The sequence below is a fragment of the Pseudomonas sp. C9-3 genome (assembly GCF_032392015.1).
In the GTDB taxonomy this organism is placed as follows: domain Bacteria; phylum Pseudomonadota; class Gammaproteobacteria; order Pseudomonadales; family Pseudomonadaceae; genus Pseudomonas; species Pseudomonas nitroreducens.
Genome location: NZ_CP135919.1, coordinates 5,124,927 through 5,140,931 on the forward strand (window position 1 = coordinate 5,124,927; position 16,005 = coordinate 5,140,931).

At 66.6% G+C, this 16,005-nt stretch carries 12 protein-coding genes; 8 read left to right on the forward strand and 4 right to left on the reverse strand.

Annotated elements, in window-relative coordinates; genetic code table 11:
* Nucleotides 1-15: 15 nt before the first annotated feature.
* Nucleotides 16-867 carry a flagellar motor stator protein MotA gene (motA, locus tag RS899_RS23585; RefSeq protein WP_054906352.1) on the reverse strand — a complete coding sequence of 284 codons (852 nt, stop codon included), beginning with the start codon at nucleotides 865-867 and terminating at the stop codon, nucleotides 16-18.
* A gap of 120 nt (nucleotides 868-987) precedes the next feature.
* Here motA and RS899_RS23590 point away from each other — a divergent pair, with 120 nt between their 5' ends.
* The 6 genes from RS899_RS23590 (at nucleotide 988) to RS899_RS23615 (ending at nucleotide 9,452) form a co-directional block, all read left to right on the forward strand.
* Complete coding sequence (locus tag RS899_RS23590) at nucleotides 988-2,511, forward strand: HDOD domain-containing protein (RefSeq protein ID WP_315808199.1); 1,524 nt, start codon at nucleotides 988-990, stop codon at nucleotides 2,509-2,511.
* A gap of 114 nt (nucleotides 2,512-2,625) precedes the next feature.
* Nucleotides 2,626-3,438: a thiosulfate sulfurtransferase gene (gene rhdA / locus RS899_RS23595; protein WP_315808200.1), complete on the forward strand. Its 813-nt coding sequence runs from the start codon at nucleotides 2,626-2,628 to the stop codon at nucleotides 3,436-3,438.
* Between the two features lie 3 nt (nucleotides 3,439-3,441).
* Nucleotides 3,442-4,311, forward strand: coding sequence for an archaetidylserine decarboxylase (gene asd, locus RS899_RS23600; RefSeq protein WP_233297355.1), 870 nt, complete (start codon nucleotides 3,442-3,444; stop codon nucleotides 4,309-4,311).
* 76 nt (nucleotides 4,312-4,387) lie between these two features.
* Nucleotides 4,388-5,365 (forward strand): HPP family protein, encoded by a 978-nt coding sequence (locus RS899_RS23605; protein WP_315808201.1) that lies wholly within the window; start codon nucleotides 4,388-4,390, stop codon nucleotides 5,363-5,365.
* A gap of 128 nt (nucleotides 5,366-5,493) precedes the next feature.
* Nucleotides 5,494-7,302, forward strand: a complete 1,809-nt coding sequence (locus tag RS899_RS23610) for a hypothetical protein (protein WP_054906347.1) — start codon at nucleotides 5,494-5,496, stop codon at nucleotides 7,300-7,302.
* A gap of 65 nt (nucleotides 7,303-7,367) precedes the next feature.
* Nucleotides 7,368-9,452, forward strand: coding sequence for an EAL domain-containing response regulator (locus tag RS899_RS23615; protein ID WP_315808202.1), 2,085 nt, complete (start codon nucleotides 7,368-7,370; stop codon nucleotides 9,450-9,452).
* Nucleotides 9,453-9,557: 105 nt separating this feature from the next.
* On the opposite strand, the gene serB is transcribed toward RS899_RS23615, so the two are convergent.
* Nucleotides 9,558-10,778, reverse strand: coding sequence for a phosphoserine phosphatase SerB (gene serB, locus RS899_RS23620; RefSeq protein ID WP_024764311.1), 1,221 nt, complete (start codon nucleotides 10,776-10,778; stop codon nucleotides 9,558-9,560).
* Nucleotides 10,779-11,000: 222 nt separating this feature from the next.
* On the opposite strand from serB, the gene RS899_RS23625 reads away from it, so the two are divergent.
* Entirely contained in the window at nucleotides 11,001-12,569 is a 1,569-nt protein-coding gene (locus RS899_RS23625) for an AhpA/YtjB family protein (RefSeq protein ID WP_315808203.1), read from the forward strand.
* Between the two features lie 50 nt (nucleotides 12,570-12,619).
* A complete protein-coding gene (locus RS899_RS23630) occupies nucleotides 12,620-13,159 on the forward strand; it encodes a metal-dependent hydrolase (protein WP_315808204.1) in 540 nt (179 codons plus the stop codon).
* Here the strand turns inward: RS899_RS23630 and RS899_RS23635 are convergent.
* Both RS899_RS23635 and RS899_RS23640 read right to left on the reverse strand, forming a co-directional pair.
* Nucleotides 13,141-14,379, reverse strand: coding sequence for a calcineurin (locus tag RS899_RS23635; protein ID WP_315808205.1), 1,239 nt, complete (start codon nucleotides 14,377-14,379; stop codon nucleotides 13,141-13,143). The two genes, RS899_RS23630 and RS899_RS23635, sit on opposite strands and share 19 nt — an antisense overlap.
* Nucleotides 14,379-15,935 (reverse strand): ArnT family glycosyltransferase, encoded by a 1,557-nt coding sequence (locus tag RS899_RS23640; RefSeq protein WP_409978094.1) that lies wholly within the window; start codon nucleotides 15,933-15,935, stop codon nucleotides 14,379-14,381. The genes RS899_RS23635 and RS899_RS23640 overlap by 1 nt, the downstream gene beginning before the upstream one ends.
* Between the last annotated feature and the right edge of the window lie 70 nt (nucleotides 15,936-16,005).

Here is a 16,005-nt window from a genome sequence, read left to right on the forward strand (position 1 = left end):
GCGTCAGGCGACCTATCAGCGACCGCGAACGGCCTGCTCCAGCTCGCTGAAGCTCGGACGGTGCGCCGGCAGCAGCACCTTGCGGCCGAACTCCACGGCCAGCGAGGGCGGCATGCCGGAAGCCGAAGCCACCAGGCAGGCCTTGATCGCTTCGTAGAGGTTCAGCTCTTCCTTGGCGTCGTGCTCCAGCGCGTTGGACAGCGGGCCGACGAAACCGTACGCGGCGAGAATACCGAGGAAGGTACCCACCAGCGCCGCGGCGACGTGGTGGCCGATCTCGGCCTGGCTGCCCTGGCCGAGCAGCGCCATGGTGATCACGATACCCAGTACCGCGGCGACGATACCGAAGCCCGGCAGGGCGTCGGCGACGCGGGTCACGGCATGTGCGGGGTGCTCGAGGTCTTCCTTGAGGCTGCCCAGTTCCATGTCGAACAGGCCTTCCAGCTCGTGGGGCGCCATGTTGCCCGAGGACATGATGCGCAGGTAATCACAGACGTAGGCCGTCATGCGGTCATCCTTGAGCACCGCGGGGTACTTGCTGAAGATCGGGCTGGCGGCCGGGTCCTCGACGTCGGCCTCGATGGCCATCATGCCTTCGCGGCGGCTCTTGTTGAGCACCTCGTAGAGCATGCCCAGCACCTCCAGGTAGAAGGTATGGGTGAAGCGGTTGCCGAACATCTTCGGCGCCTTCTTCAGCACGGTCATGAAGGTGCTGCCAGGGTTGGCCTGGAGGAAGGCGCCCAGCGCGGCGCCGCCGATGATCAGCACTTCGAACGGCTGGATGATGGCCGCGATCTTGCCGCCGGAGAGCATGTAGCCGCCGAGCACGCTACCCAGAATGACGATGATGCCGATGATTTTTGCCATGGGGACCGGACTGAAACTGTGAACAGAAAGGAGGCATGATTCCCGCCTCCCTGTTGTTATCGGAGATTTCGGGCAAGACTATAGGCCGAAAACACTAAAAACCAGTTCGGCGCCTCACGCATGTCTAAGCAATTGCTTCATCCAGAGCGTCTCAAGGCCTGGCTAACCCAGCTGGAAGACCTGCCTTTGCCAGTTCCGCTGGAACAGCGCGATGACATTCGCCGGGCGCTGAACGACAGCCGCCGCTCGATCCGCGATATCGCCGAACTGCTGCAGGACGCGCCGACCCTGGCCTTTGCCATCCTGCGCGAAGCCAACCGCGCACAGAGCGCCCGGGACAATCCGGCGGAAAGCCTGGAGGTCGCCCTCAACCGCCTGGGCTTGTCCCGCGTCACTCAATTGCTCGACAGCCTGCCCGCGATGCCCGAGGCGCAGATGCCACGCGCCCTGAGCCAACTGCTGCTGATCAGCCGCCATGCCATGCAGCAGGCCAGCGGCCTGTTCGCCAACCGCCTGGCGCGGCTCTGGCAGGAAATCCACTGGGGCAGCCTGTTCACCCTTGCGCCGCTGTGGGCGCTGGCCACCGCGAAACCGGAGCTGATGGAGAGCTGGCAGCGCCAGGTCTACGGCCTGGGCCGCTGCAGCAGCGAAGTCGAAGAGGAGTTGCTCGGCACTCCCCTGCTGCCCTTGTGCCGCGTGCTGGCCGACAGTTGGCGGCTGCCGGACTGGGTCGGCCAGGGCTACGCCCTGCTCAGCGACGACAAGCGCCTGCTGGTGCGCGCCCTGCACGTCGCCCACACCGAACACGAGCCGCTGGGCCAACAGCAGCGCCTGGACGCCGATCCGGAACTGCAACGCTGGCTGACCCGCCCGGCCAACACCATCCTCCTGGCCAACAGCATCGCCATGGCCGCACACCAGTCCTGGGGCGGCGTGCACATGCTGCGCTGGCAGCGCCTGACCAGCCTCTATCTGCAGATGCCGCTGGAAGAATTGCAGCAGACCGTCCACGGCCTCGCCGCGCAGAGCGCCCGCCGCCACGCCCGCCCGCTGCTCTGGCACCCGGCGCAGGCGTTGCTCTGGCCCTGGGATGCGCGCCGCTGGCTCAACGGGCCGAAGGCCGAGGAGCCGGCCAAGGCGCCGGACACCCTCGCCGAATGGCGCCAGCACTGCACCCGCCTGATGCAGACGCCCAGCCCGTTCGGCAACGCCGTGCAACTGCTCGACTGCGCCACGGCTGCCTTGCAGGCCTGCGGGCTGCAACGCGGGATGATCCTGCTGGCCGACAAGGGCGGCAGCTGGTTGCAGGCGCGCCGGCACTTCGGCCTGGACGGCGAGATCGGCGACTTCAAGCTGGAAGTCGCCGCCAGCCCGGTGCTGCGCAAACTCCTGCAACAACCCGGTCAACTGCGCCTGAGCCCGACCAACATGGCCGAGTTCTCCGCGCTGATTCCCGGCTCGCTGAAGGCGCTGCTCCCCAGCGAGCATCTGCTGCTGCGCTCGCTGGGCAACGGCGCGCGGGTAGTCATGCTGGTCGTCTGCGACCGCCTCGGGCAGCCGCTGGCAGACCTGCACGCGCAGGCCTTCGGCCGCACCGTGCAGTGCATCGAGCACGCGGTGAAGCAGATGGCGCGGGGCTCGTGATCCGGGAAAGGTTTGCTCCCCGCCTTCTGCCCTTTAAACTAACCGCCCTCACGGGGTAGCCCAGGGCACGCGCTCACGTTGCCTCCCCCACCCTTTTCGCCGGGAGTCTCCGCCATGTCCGCCTTCTCCGCCCTGCCCCTGGTGATCGAACCGGCTGACCTCGCCAGCCGTCTCGATGCTCCGCAACTGATCCTGGTCGACCTGACCAGCGCCGCGCGCTACGCCCAGGGCCACATCCCCGGCGCCCGCTTCGTCGCCCCTGCGCGCACCCAGCTGGGCGGCCCGGCACCGGGCCTGCTGCCGGCCAAGGCCGACCTGGAAGCGCTGTTCGGCGAACTGGGCCACAACCCCGATGCCGTCTATGTGGTCTATGACGACGAAGGCGGCGGCTGGGCCGGTCGCTTCATCTGGCTGCTGGATGTGATCGGCCACGGCAACTACCACTACGTCGACGGCGGCCTGCACGCCTGGCTCGCCGACGACCTGCCGCTGAGCCAGGACGTCCCTGCGCCGGCCGGCGGCCCGCTGCCGCTGACCCTGCACGATGAGCCGACCGCCACCCGCGAGTACCTGCAGAGCCGCCTGGGCGCCGCCGACCTGGCCGTCTGGGACGCCCGCAACCCCAGCGAGTACAGTGGCCAGAAAGTCCTCGCCGCCAAGGCTGGCCACGTGCCAGGCGCGGTCAATTTCGAATGGACCGCCGGCATGGACCCGGCCCGCGCCCTGCGCATCCGTACCGATATGCCGCAGATCCTCGAGGACCTGGGCATCACCAAGGACAAGGAAGTGATCACCCACTGCCAGACTCACCACCGCTCCGGCTTCACCTACCTGGTGGCCAAGGCCCTCGGCTATCCGCGGGTCAAGGGTTATGCCGGTTCCTGGTCGGAATGGGGCAACCATCCCGACACCCCCGTAGAGGTTTAAGGAATGTCGTTCAAAGATCGTCTGTTTATCCTCAGCCAGTACCTGCTGCCGCATCACCTGCTGTCGCGCCTGATCGGCTGCGCCGCCGAGTGCCGCGCGCCCTGGTTCAAGGACCGCCTGATTCCCTGGTTCGCCCGTCGCTACCAGGTGGACATGCGCGAAGCCCAGGTCGAGGACCTGCGCGCCTACGAGCACTTCAACGCCTTCTTCACCCGCGCCCTGAAAGACGGCGCCCGCCCGCTGGATGAAAGCGCAGGCGCGGTGCTCTGCCCCGCCGACGGCGCCATCAGCCAGCTCGGCCCGATCGAGCACGGCCGCGTGTTCCAGGCCAAGGGCCACAGCTACAGCCTGATGGAACTGCTGGGCGGCGACGCCGAGCGCGCCGCGCCCTTCATGGGCGGCGAGTTCGCCACCGTCTACCTGTCGCCCAAGGACTACCACCGCGTGCACATGCCCCTGGCCGGCACCCTGCGCGAGATGGTCTACGTGCCGGGCCGGCTGTTCTCGGTGAACCAGCTGACTGCCGAGCAGGTGCCGGAGCTGTTCGCTCGCAACGAGCGCGTGGTGTGCATCTTCGACACCGAGCGCGGGCCAATGGCCGTGGTGCTGGTGGGCGCAATGATCGTCGCCTCCATCGAGACCGTCTGGGCCGGCCTGGTCACGCCGCCCAAGCGTGAGCTGAAATCGTTCTCCTACGACGAAGCTTCCCGTGCGCCGATCCACCTGGAGAAAGGCGCCGAGTTGGGCCGCTTCAAGCTGGGCTCGACCGCCATCGTGCTGTTCGGCCCCGAGCAGGTGAACTGGGCGGAAAACCTCGCCGCCACCAGCGCCGTGCGCATGGGCGAGCGCCTGGGTGGCGCCCGCCAGGGCTAAGGCCCGCTGTCCATAAGGCGGGCGGCCAACGAGCCGTCCGCCACTGCTTTTCGCCTCATCGTGCTAGTTCCCTGCCATGAAACGCTTCCTGCACCTGATGGGCTGGCGTGCCAACGCCACCAGCCATCTTGAAAAGTGGCTCTCCGCAATGGGAGCGCTGTGCGGCATCGCCGCCATCTACGCCGTCACCCACTGGGTCCTGCCCAGCGAAGCAGCCATCTGGGTCGTCGCCTCCATGGGCGCCAGCGCCGTGCTGCTGTTCGCCGTACCCCATGGCGTGCTATCGCAGCCCTGGGCTGTTCTCGGCGGCCAGGTCCTCTCGGCCTGCGTCGGGGTGATCTGCCAGAAACTCTTCCCCGGCCAGGCCTTCACCCCCGCCCTTGCGGTGGGCGCGGCGATCCTGGTCATGCACTACGCCCGCTGCATCCATCCTCCGGGCGGCGCTACGGCACTGGCGGCGGTATCCGGCGGCCCGGCCATCACGGCCCTGGGCTTCCACTACGTGCTCAGCCCGGTGCTGCTCAACGTGGTGCTGATCCTGGCCGTCGCGGTGGCCTTCAACGGCCTGTTCGCCTGGCGCCGCTATCCCGCACCGCTGGCACGTCTGCCGGCCACACCGAAGCTGCCTGCGGGCCCGGCGCCCGAGGACCTCTACCACGCGCTGCGCAAGATGGATTCGTACATCGACGTGCAGTTCGACGACCTGCTGAAGATTCTCCAACTGGCCCAGGAACATGCCCAGGCGCAGCGCCTGACGCCCGGCGACATCCTGCTAGGGGCCAGCTACAGCAATGCCCTGAGCGGCGACGCCTGGGCCGTGCGCCAGGTGATCGACGACCATCCGGACAAGCGCGGCCGCCAGGAGCAGCTGGTCTACAAGGTGGTCGCCGGCGCCGGCAAGGGCAATACCGGCGTCTGCCGCCGCCAGGACCTGCTCGACTGGGCCGCCCACCCGGTGACGGCACAGGGCGACGGCTGGGTGCGCAGCACGGCGCAGGACTCGGCGAAGGACGCCCTGCAACGTCAGATCAAGGGGCAAAGCCCTCGGCCGTGACCTGTCCGCGCACCATCCGGGCGATGGGCTGCGGCGGGCGACGGATGCTGCTAGAGTTCGGAAAAAGCCGACAGTTTTGAACAACTGGTTCGTACAACGAGCCGGATTGTGGAGAATCGACTCTCACCATGGACAACAGTCCCCAGCAGTTTCTACGTGTCCCCACACCAACGCACGAGAGCCTGAGCTTCTGCAACGCCAACGCGCGCGAGCTGAAAAACTGGCTGGATCACCTGCCCAAGGCCAACCTCGGCGAGACGGCTCGCCAGCTCTACCAGGGGCTGATCGAACTCAACCAGCTCAAGCTGCCGGTCGAGACGCGCCTGCAATTGCTGGAACTGTTCCGCCCGGAAGTCCACTTCGTCTGCCATAACCTGGAGCGGCACTTCCTCAACCAATCCATCGTCCTGGACGAGCGCCCGCGCAAGGTCGCCAATCTCTGCCAGGCGCTGCAGAACCACCTGGCCATCGGCTACAAGCTGATCGTCGTGCGCGAAGCCTCGCGCTTCACCCGCGAACGTGCCCAGGTGATGACCGCCGCCACCCAGCGCGCCATCCGCAGCCTCTGCGGCCCGCTGGTTCGTGCCTCCCAGCTGTACTGCCCAGTGCCGGAAAACCTCTGGCTGGAACTCCACCAGCTCTACCAGCTCGCTCGCCAGCACGGCTTGCAGCACACACCGGTACGCGATGCGCTGGCCCGCCAGTCCCAGGGGCTGTCCATCGAGCACGCCTACGTGACGGCGCTGATGCTCGGCTCCGCGCGTTGCAACCAGATGCGCCAGAACAACATCGCCCGTGTCGCCGAGGCCCTCGAGGGCTGGGCTGCGCAGGTAAAAGTGCAGGCCGCCGATGCGCCCTCCACCCTGTTCGTGGTGGTGCCGCAGGTGGACGGTCCGCCGCGCTACCGCACCCTGTTCAAGGATGCTGACCTCACTGGCGCCCTGGGCATCGACCCACAGCCGCTGGTGGACGCAATCCGCGAATACCTGCTGCTGCCCGCTGAGGATCGCAGCAAGGCGCGTCTGAAAGTCCCCGAGGGCGTCAGCATCGACCTGCTACAGCACCTTGCCGCCGCCTGGGGCGATATCGCCGAGCGCACCTTCCACCGCACGCCCGGCCAGGGCCAGTTGACCCTGTGCATCGGCATGAGCGCCCTGCACTATTTCCTCGCCGGCCGCAAAAGCTTCAACGACCTGCTGAAAATCCAGATTCAGGAACAGCTGCCAACCTTCAAGGCCGACGTGAAGGACGCCTGGTCCGGCGCCTTCGACGCGCAGAAGGTCAATGATTGGCAACCCGGCATGCCGCTGGAGGAGATCGAGTACAGCGCACCGCGCACTGCCGAAGACACCGGCGTTGGCGCAGCACCCGAGGCTCCGCGCGACGACTACCCGATTTTCACCCTGAACATCGTCAACCACAGCCCCGGCGGCTACTGCCTGACCTGGCCGAAGGAAATCCCCAGCCAGTTGCAGGCCGGCGAGTTGCTCGGCATCCAGGACACTCCGGAACACAGCTGGAGCGTCGCCGTGGTGCGCTGGATCCGCCAGGTCCGTGGCGGCGGCACGCAGATGGGCATCGAGCTGATCGCCCCGCTCGCCCAGCCCTGCGGCCTGCAACTGCTGCGCAAGACCGAACAGGGCAGCCAGTACCTGCGGGCGCTGCTGCTGCCGGAAATCGCCGCCATCTCCCGCCCGGCCACCGTGATCACCCCGCGCCTGCCGTTCCAGGAAGGCAATCGCGTGCAGCTCAACCTGCAGGGCGACGAGCGCCGTGCCACGCTGACCCGCAAGGTCACCGCCACCGCCAGCTTCACCCAGTTCGAATACCAGGCCCAGGATGCGGCCAGCACGCCGAGCGATAAACCCATCACAGCGCCGAATGCTCGTGGTGCTGGCGGGGAGGAAGACTTTGACTCACTATGGAAGTCTCTGTAGATTCCGGAGAATTCCCATTCGTCGCCAATTTGCTGCCGTCCAGCGCGGTATAAGCAGCCTTCCTCATGGCCAATGAAAAGAAAACCATCCGCCTGCTGATCCTGGAAGACTCGCAGAATGAAGCCGAGCGCCTGGTCAGCCTGTTCCGCAACGCCGGTCGTGCGACCCGCGTCCACCGCATCACCTCCAGCGAAGATCTGACGGACATCCTGCCCCAGGGCTGGGACCTGCTGATCGCCGCCCCCGAAGCCGAGGCACTGGACCCGAGCGAAGCGCTGGGCGCCATCCGCCGCCAGGCCAAGGACATTCCCTTTATCCAGTTGGTCAGCGGCAACGACTCCGACGCCGTCACCGAGGCCCTGGCCCTCGGCGCACAGGACGCCCTGCCGCAAGGCGAGGACGAGCGGCTGATCCTGGTCGCCAACCGCGAGTTGGCCAACCTCGAGGAGCGCCGCGCCCGCCGCTCTGCCGAAGTCGCGCTGCGTGAAGCAGAGAAACGTTGCCAGTTGCTGCTGGACAGCTCGGTGGACGCCATCACCTACGTCCACGACGGCATGCACATCTACGCCAACCGGGCCTACGTCGGCCTGTTCGGCTACGAGGATGCCGAAGAGCTGGAAGGCATGCCGATGATCGACCTGATCGCCGGCTGCGACCAGGCCAACTTCAAGGACTTCCTCAAGGGTTACCATCTCACCAAGGAAAGCACCGAGGACAACGCCGACCTGGCCTGCAGCGGCATCCGCAGCGATGGCCAGGCCTTCGCCGCGCGCATGACCTTCTCGCCGGCCACCTATGACGGCGAACCGTGCATCCAGGTGGTAATCCGCGCCGAGTCGGACAACGCCCAACTCGAGGAAAAACTGCGCGAAGTCAGCAGCCAGGACCTGGTCACCGGCCTGTTCAACCGCGCGCACTTCCTCGACCTGATGGACAGCGCCGTGGAACGCGCGGTGACCGCCGGCCAGCCGGCGACCTTCGCCTACATGCTGCTCGATCGCGCCCAGACCCTGCAGCTCGACCTCGGCGTCGCCAGCATCGACCTGCTGCTGGCGGACCTGGGCAACCTGCTGCGCGGGCAGTTCCCGGAACAGGCACAACTGGCCCGCCTGGGCGACGACGTGTTCGCCGTGCTGCTGCAGGGCGAAACCCCGGAACAATCGGCACCGCGCTTCAATGCGCTGCTGAAGAAGGTCGAAGGCCACCTGTTCGACATCCATGGCCGCACCGCACAGGTCACCCTGTCCATCGGCACCGCCGGGCTGGACGAGAAGACCACTCGCGCGCAGGAAGTCATCGAGCGCGCCCACCGCGGCGCCGACGATGTCGCGCAGAAGGACGGTAACGGCCTGAAGATCTACAACCCGGCCGATGAACTCGCCGCTGCCGCCTACCGTGGCGACATCGTCGCGATCATCCGCCAGGCGCTGGAGCAGAACAGCTTCCGCCTGCTGTTCCAGCCGATCATCAGCCTGCGTGGCGACACCCACGAGCACTACGAAGTACTGCTGCGCCTGCTCAACCCGCAAGGCGAGGAAGTACCGCCGGCAGATTTCCTCAACGCCGCCAAGGCCAGCGGCCTGGCCGAGAAAATCGACCGCTGGGTGCTGCTCAACTCCATCAAGCTGCTTTCCGAGCACCGCGCCAAGGGTCACGAGACCAAGCTCTTCGTGCACCTCTCCGGCCCCAGCCTGCAGGACCCGGAACTGCTGCCGTGGCTCAGCGTGGCGCTGAAGGCCTCGCGCCTGCCAGCCGATGCGCTGATCGTCCAGATCAGCGAGCCGGACGCCATTGCCTACCTGCGCCAGGCCAAGATGCTCAGCCAGGGTCTGGCGGAACTGCATTGCCAGGTCGCGCTGTGCCAGTTCGGTTGCGCACTCAACCCGTTCAACACGCTCAAGCACATGAACGTCGACTTTGTGAAAGTCGACGGCTCCTATGTGCAGGACCTGAACACGGCGGAGAACCAGGAAAACCTCAAGACCCTGATGGCCAGCCTGCACGCCCAGGCCAAACTGACCATCGTACCCATGGTAGAAAGCGCCACCGCGCTGGCCACCCTGTGGCAGGCCGGCGCCAACTACATCCAGGGCCGCTACCTGCAGGGCCCGAGCCAGGCGATGGACTACGACTTCGCCTCGGACGAATAACCCGGAACGGAACCTGTGGGAGCGAGCAAGCTCGCTCCTACAAAAAGCAGCCGGAAGCCCATAAAAAAGCCGCCCATCGAGGCGGCTTTTTCATTCTGCGGCGAATCAGAGTCCGTCCACACCTTCGCGATCACGGAAGCCGAGCAGGTAGAGGATGCCGTCCAGCCCCAGAGTGGAGATCGCCTGCTTGGCCGACTGCTTGACCAGCGGCTTGGCGCGGAAGGCCACGCCCAGGCCGGCCAGGCCGAGCATCGGCAGGTCGTTGGCGCCATCGCCCACAGCAATCGTCTGTTCCAGCTGCAGGCCTTCCTTCGCCGCCAGTTCGCGCAGCAGGTCGGCCTTGCGCTGGGCATCGACGATGGGCTCGATGGCCACGCCGGTCAGCTTGCCGTCGACGATCTGCAGTTCGTTGGCGAACACATAGTCGATGCCCAGCTTGGCCTGCAGCTGCTTGGCGAAATAGCTGAAGCCGCCGGAGAGGATGGCCGTCTTGTAGCCCAGGCGCTTGAGCTCGGCGAACAGGGTTTCGGCACCTTCGGTCAGGCGCAGCGAAGCGCCGATCTCTTCCAGCACATCCTCGGAGAGCCCCTGCAGCAGCGCCAGGCGCTCCTTGAAGCTGGCGCGGAAGTCCAGCTCGCCGCGCATGGCACGCTCGGTGATCTCGGAAACCTGCTCGCCCACGCCGGCCGCCTTGGCCAGCTCGTCGATGACCTCGGCCTCGATCAGCGTCGAGTCCATGTCGAACACCGCCAGGCGACGGTTGCGGCGGAACACCGAGTCCTGCTGGAAGGCGATGTCGACATTCAGCTCCTGGGCCACGCTGAGAAACTCGGCGCGCAGGGCTGCCGGATCGGCGGGCTCGCCGCGCACGGAGAACTCGATGCAGCCCTTGCCCTGGTCGGCCGGCATGTCCAGCGGCATACGTCCGGACAGGCGATCGATCTGGTCGATATTCAGGCCGTACTTGGCAGTGATCGAGCTGACCCGCTGCAACTGTTCGGCGGTTACCCGGCGAGTCAGCAGCGTGACAATGTGGCGCGGCTTGCCCTGGCCACCGACCCACTGCCGGTAATCGTCCTCGGAGACCGGTGTGAAGCGCACCTGCTGGTCCAGCTCATAGGCCGTGAACAGCACATCCTTGAGCACTGACGAAGCGCGCTCGTTGTCCGGGATTTCCACGAGGATGCCGAAGGACAGCGTGTCGTGGATCACCGCCTGGCCGATATCGAGGATGTTCACGCCACCCTGCGCCAGGACGCCGGTGATGGCTGCGGTGAGGCCGGGGCGGTCTTCCCCGGTGATGTTGATCAGGACGATCTCGCGCAAGGCGCTGTCTCCGCCATGGAAAAAAGGCAGACATTCTACCTGCTTTCACCGTCTGCGGATGCTCCGCTCGCCCGTTCGGGAGCGGCGCCGTCGATCGGATTAACGGCGAGTTGCCCGGGTCATTCCGGCCCGGTTCGACTTGACGGGCCCTGCGGCGCTTTGCCCCCCGGTAGGGCCTCGTTATACTGCCCCGCATCTGCCCTAGAGAAGACCGAGCCCACTGTGACCCGGCCCACCTCCGTCAAGCCCGACAATTTCTTCCTGCTGCTCTTCCACGCCCTGCGCCAGCGCCGCGTGCCGATCGCCCTGCGCATCGCCATCCACAGCCTGTTGCTGGTGGCCGCTGCCCTGGTGATCTACGCCTGGGTGATGGGCATGCAGTTCAAGCAGGCCATGCAGCAGCAGGCCGACGCCCTCGGCCAGAGCCTGACCACGCAGACCGCGCAGTCGGCCACCGAGTTGCTGGTGTCCAACGACATCCTCAGCCTCAACGTGCTGCTCAACAACCTATCCAAGAACCCGCTGGTGGCCCACGCAGCCATCTACAGCGTGGACAACCGCATCCTCGCCGAGTCCGGCACGCGGCCCAAGCAGGGCCTGCTGGGCGATGCCGAGGGCCTGTACTCCACGCCGATCACCTTCCAGGAAGTGATCGCCGGCCACCTGCGCATCAGCCTCGACATGCACCAGTTCGAGCAACCGATGACCGTCAGCCTGCAGAGCATGGGGCTGATCAGCCTGATCCTGCTGCTGCTCACCCTGACCTTCGGCCTGCGTCTGGGGCGGCAGATTTCCACACCGTTGTTACAGCTTCGTGTCTGGCTGCGTGACCCGGACGACCCCGCTCCAGGCGCCGGCCTGCAGAACGAGATCGGCGACCTTGCCCGCCAGTTGCAAGCGCGCCTGGTGCCCGAGAAGCCGCCAGCTCCCGAACCGGTGGCCAGCGCTCCCGCGCCGCGCCCGAAAGCGCCCGCCAAGGCCGGCAAGCCCGCCGCCAAAGAGCCGTCGCTGGAAGCAACGGGCCCCGCAGACGAACACGAGTTCGACGAAAACATTTTCTCCGACGACGAGCTGCTCGCCCCCGCCGCGCGCCGCAAGGCCGATGCTGACGACGACTTCCCCGAGGAAGAGTTCGAGACCGTGGCGGAAGAGGAGGCCGAAGACGAAATCGGCGTCGAGGAAGAAGAACCTGAAGCCGAGCCGGAGCCGATTTCCGCCGGTACCAGCGCTGTACTGGCCGTGCAACTGGGCGCCCAGGAACAGCTGCGCCGCCTGCCGCGCGCACGCCTGGTCGACCTGCTGGAACGCTACCGCGACTGCCTGGAGCAAGCCGCGCGCCTGTACAAGGGTACGCTCTACACCCTCAGCGACGGCGGCAGCCTGATCCTTTTCCACAGCCGCGACCAGGACGAGGAATTCCTCACCAACGCACTGTGCTGCGGCGAGCTGATGCGCGCCCTGGGCCATGCCCTGCAGATCGAGGTGGCCGACAGCGGCATCACCCTGCAGCTGCAACTGGGCCTGGTGCTGGGCGAAGACGTTGCGGACCTCGAACAGGCCGACCTGCTGCAGGATGCCTCTGCCCAGGATGCCCTGGCCCTCAGCCAGCACAGCCGCAATCTGCTGCTGGTGGAGAAATCCATCGGCGACGACGAGAAGGTCCGCGAGCGGGCACGCATCCGCCCCATCGCCAGCCCGGAGAACGCCTGCTGCGTGGAATGGCTGAAAGAGCCCTACCCGTCCATGCTGGAGCGCCAGCTCTCGCGCATGCGCGCCCTGCGCACCACCTGACCCCCAATAGAAAGAGAGGGGGCCGCCCGGCCCCACGTGGAAAGGATTCCATGACCACCCTGATCACCCATCCCCTGCCCGTGCTCGCCGTGGGCCTCGCGCTCGGCTCGCGCGTCATCGGGCCGCGCCTGCTGCTGGCCGGCATGATCGCCGCGTGCCTGCCCGACCTCGATGTGCTGGCCTTCAAGCTGGGCATTGCCTACCACGACGCCTTCGGCCATCGAGGCTTCAGCCATTCACTGCTGTTCGCCGCGTGCCTCGGTGTGCTGGGTGCCCTTTGCAGCCGGCTGCTGGGAAGCGGCCCGCTGAAAGCCGGCCTGTGGATCGGCCTGGCGACCGCCTCCCATAGTGTGCTGGATGCGATGACCGACGGTGGGCTGGGTGTAGCCTGGTTCTGGCCCTGGAGCGATCAGCGCTACTTCCTGCCCGTGCACCCGATCGAAGTCTCGCCCATCGGCCTGTCGCGCTTCCTCAGCCCGCGCGGCCTGGCGGTGCTGCTCTCCGAGGCGCGCTGGGTCTGGCTGCCTTGCCTGGGCGTGGCGCTGGCGGGCATTGGAACGCGCCGCGTACTTCAGCGGCCAGAAAGCTGAGTCTGCAGCTGCTCCAGCAGCGACGCCTGCGCGCCCTGTAGCGGAAGGCTCGCGCTGTAGCCCTGGAAGCTGGCGAAGCGCGCGGCGTAGTCCAGCTCAACCTGGAAGCGGTTTTCCCAGCCAGGAGCATTGGCTGGCATCAGTTGATCGCAATCACGCAGTGCCTGGGGTGTTTCACAGGGCGTGTAGGCCTGCGGGTAGAACTGGCGCTTCCACAACACCCAAGGCGACAGCGCCAGCCCGCCGAGGTGGTTGCGCCGCAGGTCCAGCTCCAGCAATTGCAGCAGGCCGTTGCCTCCCAGGTATTGGTGCTGGTAGTCGACCATGACCATGTCGACACTGTGCCCCTGATCATTGAGCAGGCGCTTGTGGACTGCCCCATCGGAATGGGCATTGAGGGTGAGGAATATCTGGTCGTTATGACGGATCAGCCGCTCCCACAGCAGCGCGCCACTGGCGTTGTCCTCGTGGGACAGCTCGGCATCGCCACCGGCAGTCCGGCGCAGGATGCTGTGCGACGCCAGGATCACCGGCACGTGCGGGTGCTCGTCGATAACGCTCTGCGCCCACACCAGGGTGGCCTCGGAAGGGTTCCAGTCCAGCGCCAGCAGCAGGAACGACTGGCCATAGCGCTGGAACAGGTGAACCTGGCTCAGCCCCTTGGGATCGCTTCCGACATAGGTACTCTGCCAGGCCGCGCGCTGAGGCCCGAAGTGGTCAGCGAAGCGGTCAAGAAACGAGCGACGGTCATCGCTACTGGCTTCCTCATGCACGTCGCGCTCGCCCGTGGCGATGCTGTAGGGCACGCCGCGCTCCTCCAGCGTGCGCATGGCGCCGCTGGCCGTCTGCCACTGGGTGACGACGCCGGCGTTTTCCACCACGTCGCCCAGGTGTACCACCAGCGGGACCTGCAACATCTCCGCGTATTTGGCCAGCCAGTAGGTCTGGGCGAAGAAAGCCAGCGCCGGCTGGTAAGGCAGGTCAGGGAAGCGCTGCTCGCTGCGGAACAGGTGACGCTTGCGGTGGTTGTTCTCCGCGTAGAACTGGGTGTCCGGCAGCAGCGGCAACACGAAGCTGCCGCCGCCGGAAGCGATCTCCAGCGGTGGCAGCGGATGCTGGCGGAAAAACGCCTGATCCTTCTCCACCACATCCTGGGTATCGGAATCGTCGCAGCCGACCAGCAGCAGGCAGCAGGCAAGAAGGGATGTCAGTGCTTTCATCACGGATTGGAGCCCACTCCGGGGAGGCGCAGCAGGCGATAGGTGTCATTGTCGAAACGGCCCTCGAACAACTGCTCCGGGGCCATGGGCAGGGAGGCGGCGACACGCTCGGCATCGCGCGCCTGGATCATCAGGTACAGCGGGCCGCGCTGGGCAGCCACCTGCTCCGGACGATTAAGGAACAGCGGCTGCAGGTCACGGTCGAGATTGACCATCAACTTGATCGCCCGCGCGTCAGGCGCCATGCCATAGAGCGCCAGTGGCGCGGGCTGCGCATCTAGCTGCAGGACCAGCTCGCGGGAAAACGCCTGGCTGTCGTACAGGCGATGCTCCACCGGCTCGAAGACCAGGATGTAGCTTGCCCACAGCGCCAGCGCCGCACCCAGGGCCAGTACAGCCGGCCGCCGCCAGCGCAATGCGCCCTGCACCAGCAGCGCGGCAAGCACCACGATGCAGGCCGGCAGGCGCCAGCCCAGTGCGGCAAGTTCCTGCGGGTAGCGTTTCCAGGCCAGCCACAAACCGGCTAGCAGCATGGCCGGCAAGGCGAGCCACAGCACGCGCAGTACGCCACGCAGCACCTGCGCCAGACGGCTGCCGGCGACCATGAAGGGATACCCGGCGACAATGGCTGCCAAGGGCGCAAGGGCAACGATGTAGCGGGCCTTCTTGGCCTGCGGCACGGACAGGCCGACCATGACGACCAGCGCCGCCAGGGCACAACCCGCCACGAGGCGGAACGCCGGCTCACGGCGCCGTTGCCAGAGCAGCGCCAACGCCGGCAACGCCAGCGGGAACGCCAGGGCGTAATTGCCCAGCGAACTGCGGAAGTAATACAGGGCATCGCTGGAGCCGGCGGAGCCGTCCAGACGACCGATCACCTGCATCCGCAGGACATCCTGGACAAACGCGTCTCCGCCCGTGGCGCGCGCCAGGGCAATCAGCCCGAGCACGCAGAGAATCAGCAGCACCAGCGCGCTCGCCGAGAAGGCAACCAGGGGCTTCCAGCGCCGGTCCAGCAGCAACTGGCTGCACACCATGCCGGCCGGCACCACCAGCCCCAGCGGGCCGCGCAGGGCAAACCCGATGAAGAGCAGCGGCAGCAGGCGCAACAGCAGGCCCGGCACGCGGTGGCGCTCGGCGTGGAAGGCCAGGTAGAAGGCCAGCAGCCCTACGGCAGCGACCATCAAGTCGAGGGACACAGCCCGGGTCTCGCTGACGAAGGTGGCCGTCAGCAACAGCATCGCCAGGCTGACCAGCGCCCAGGAGCGCGAGAACGGAGCCACCAGGCGATACACCACCCCGGCGCAAATGGCCGCCGCCACCGCGGTGGGCAGCCAGGCGGTGAGCTCGTTGACCCGCCCCAGCGGCAGCGAGAGCAGGTAGGTCAGGAAGGTGGAGGTAGCCGGATAGTCCGGATAGGGCGCGCCGTAGGTGGTCGGGAACCAACTGGGTCCGTGGCGCAGCATTTCGCGGGCGAACAGCACGAAGCGCGAATCGAAGCCAACGAAGGCGTCACCGTGCACACCGAGCAGGAACAGCACCAAAGCCGCCAGCATGACGCAAAGCGTCTGACGACTCAGGGCGGAATCCGCCTGAATACCGGAGGTAGGAAGGAATGACGACACG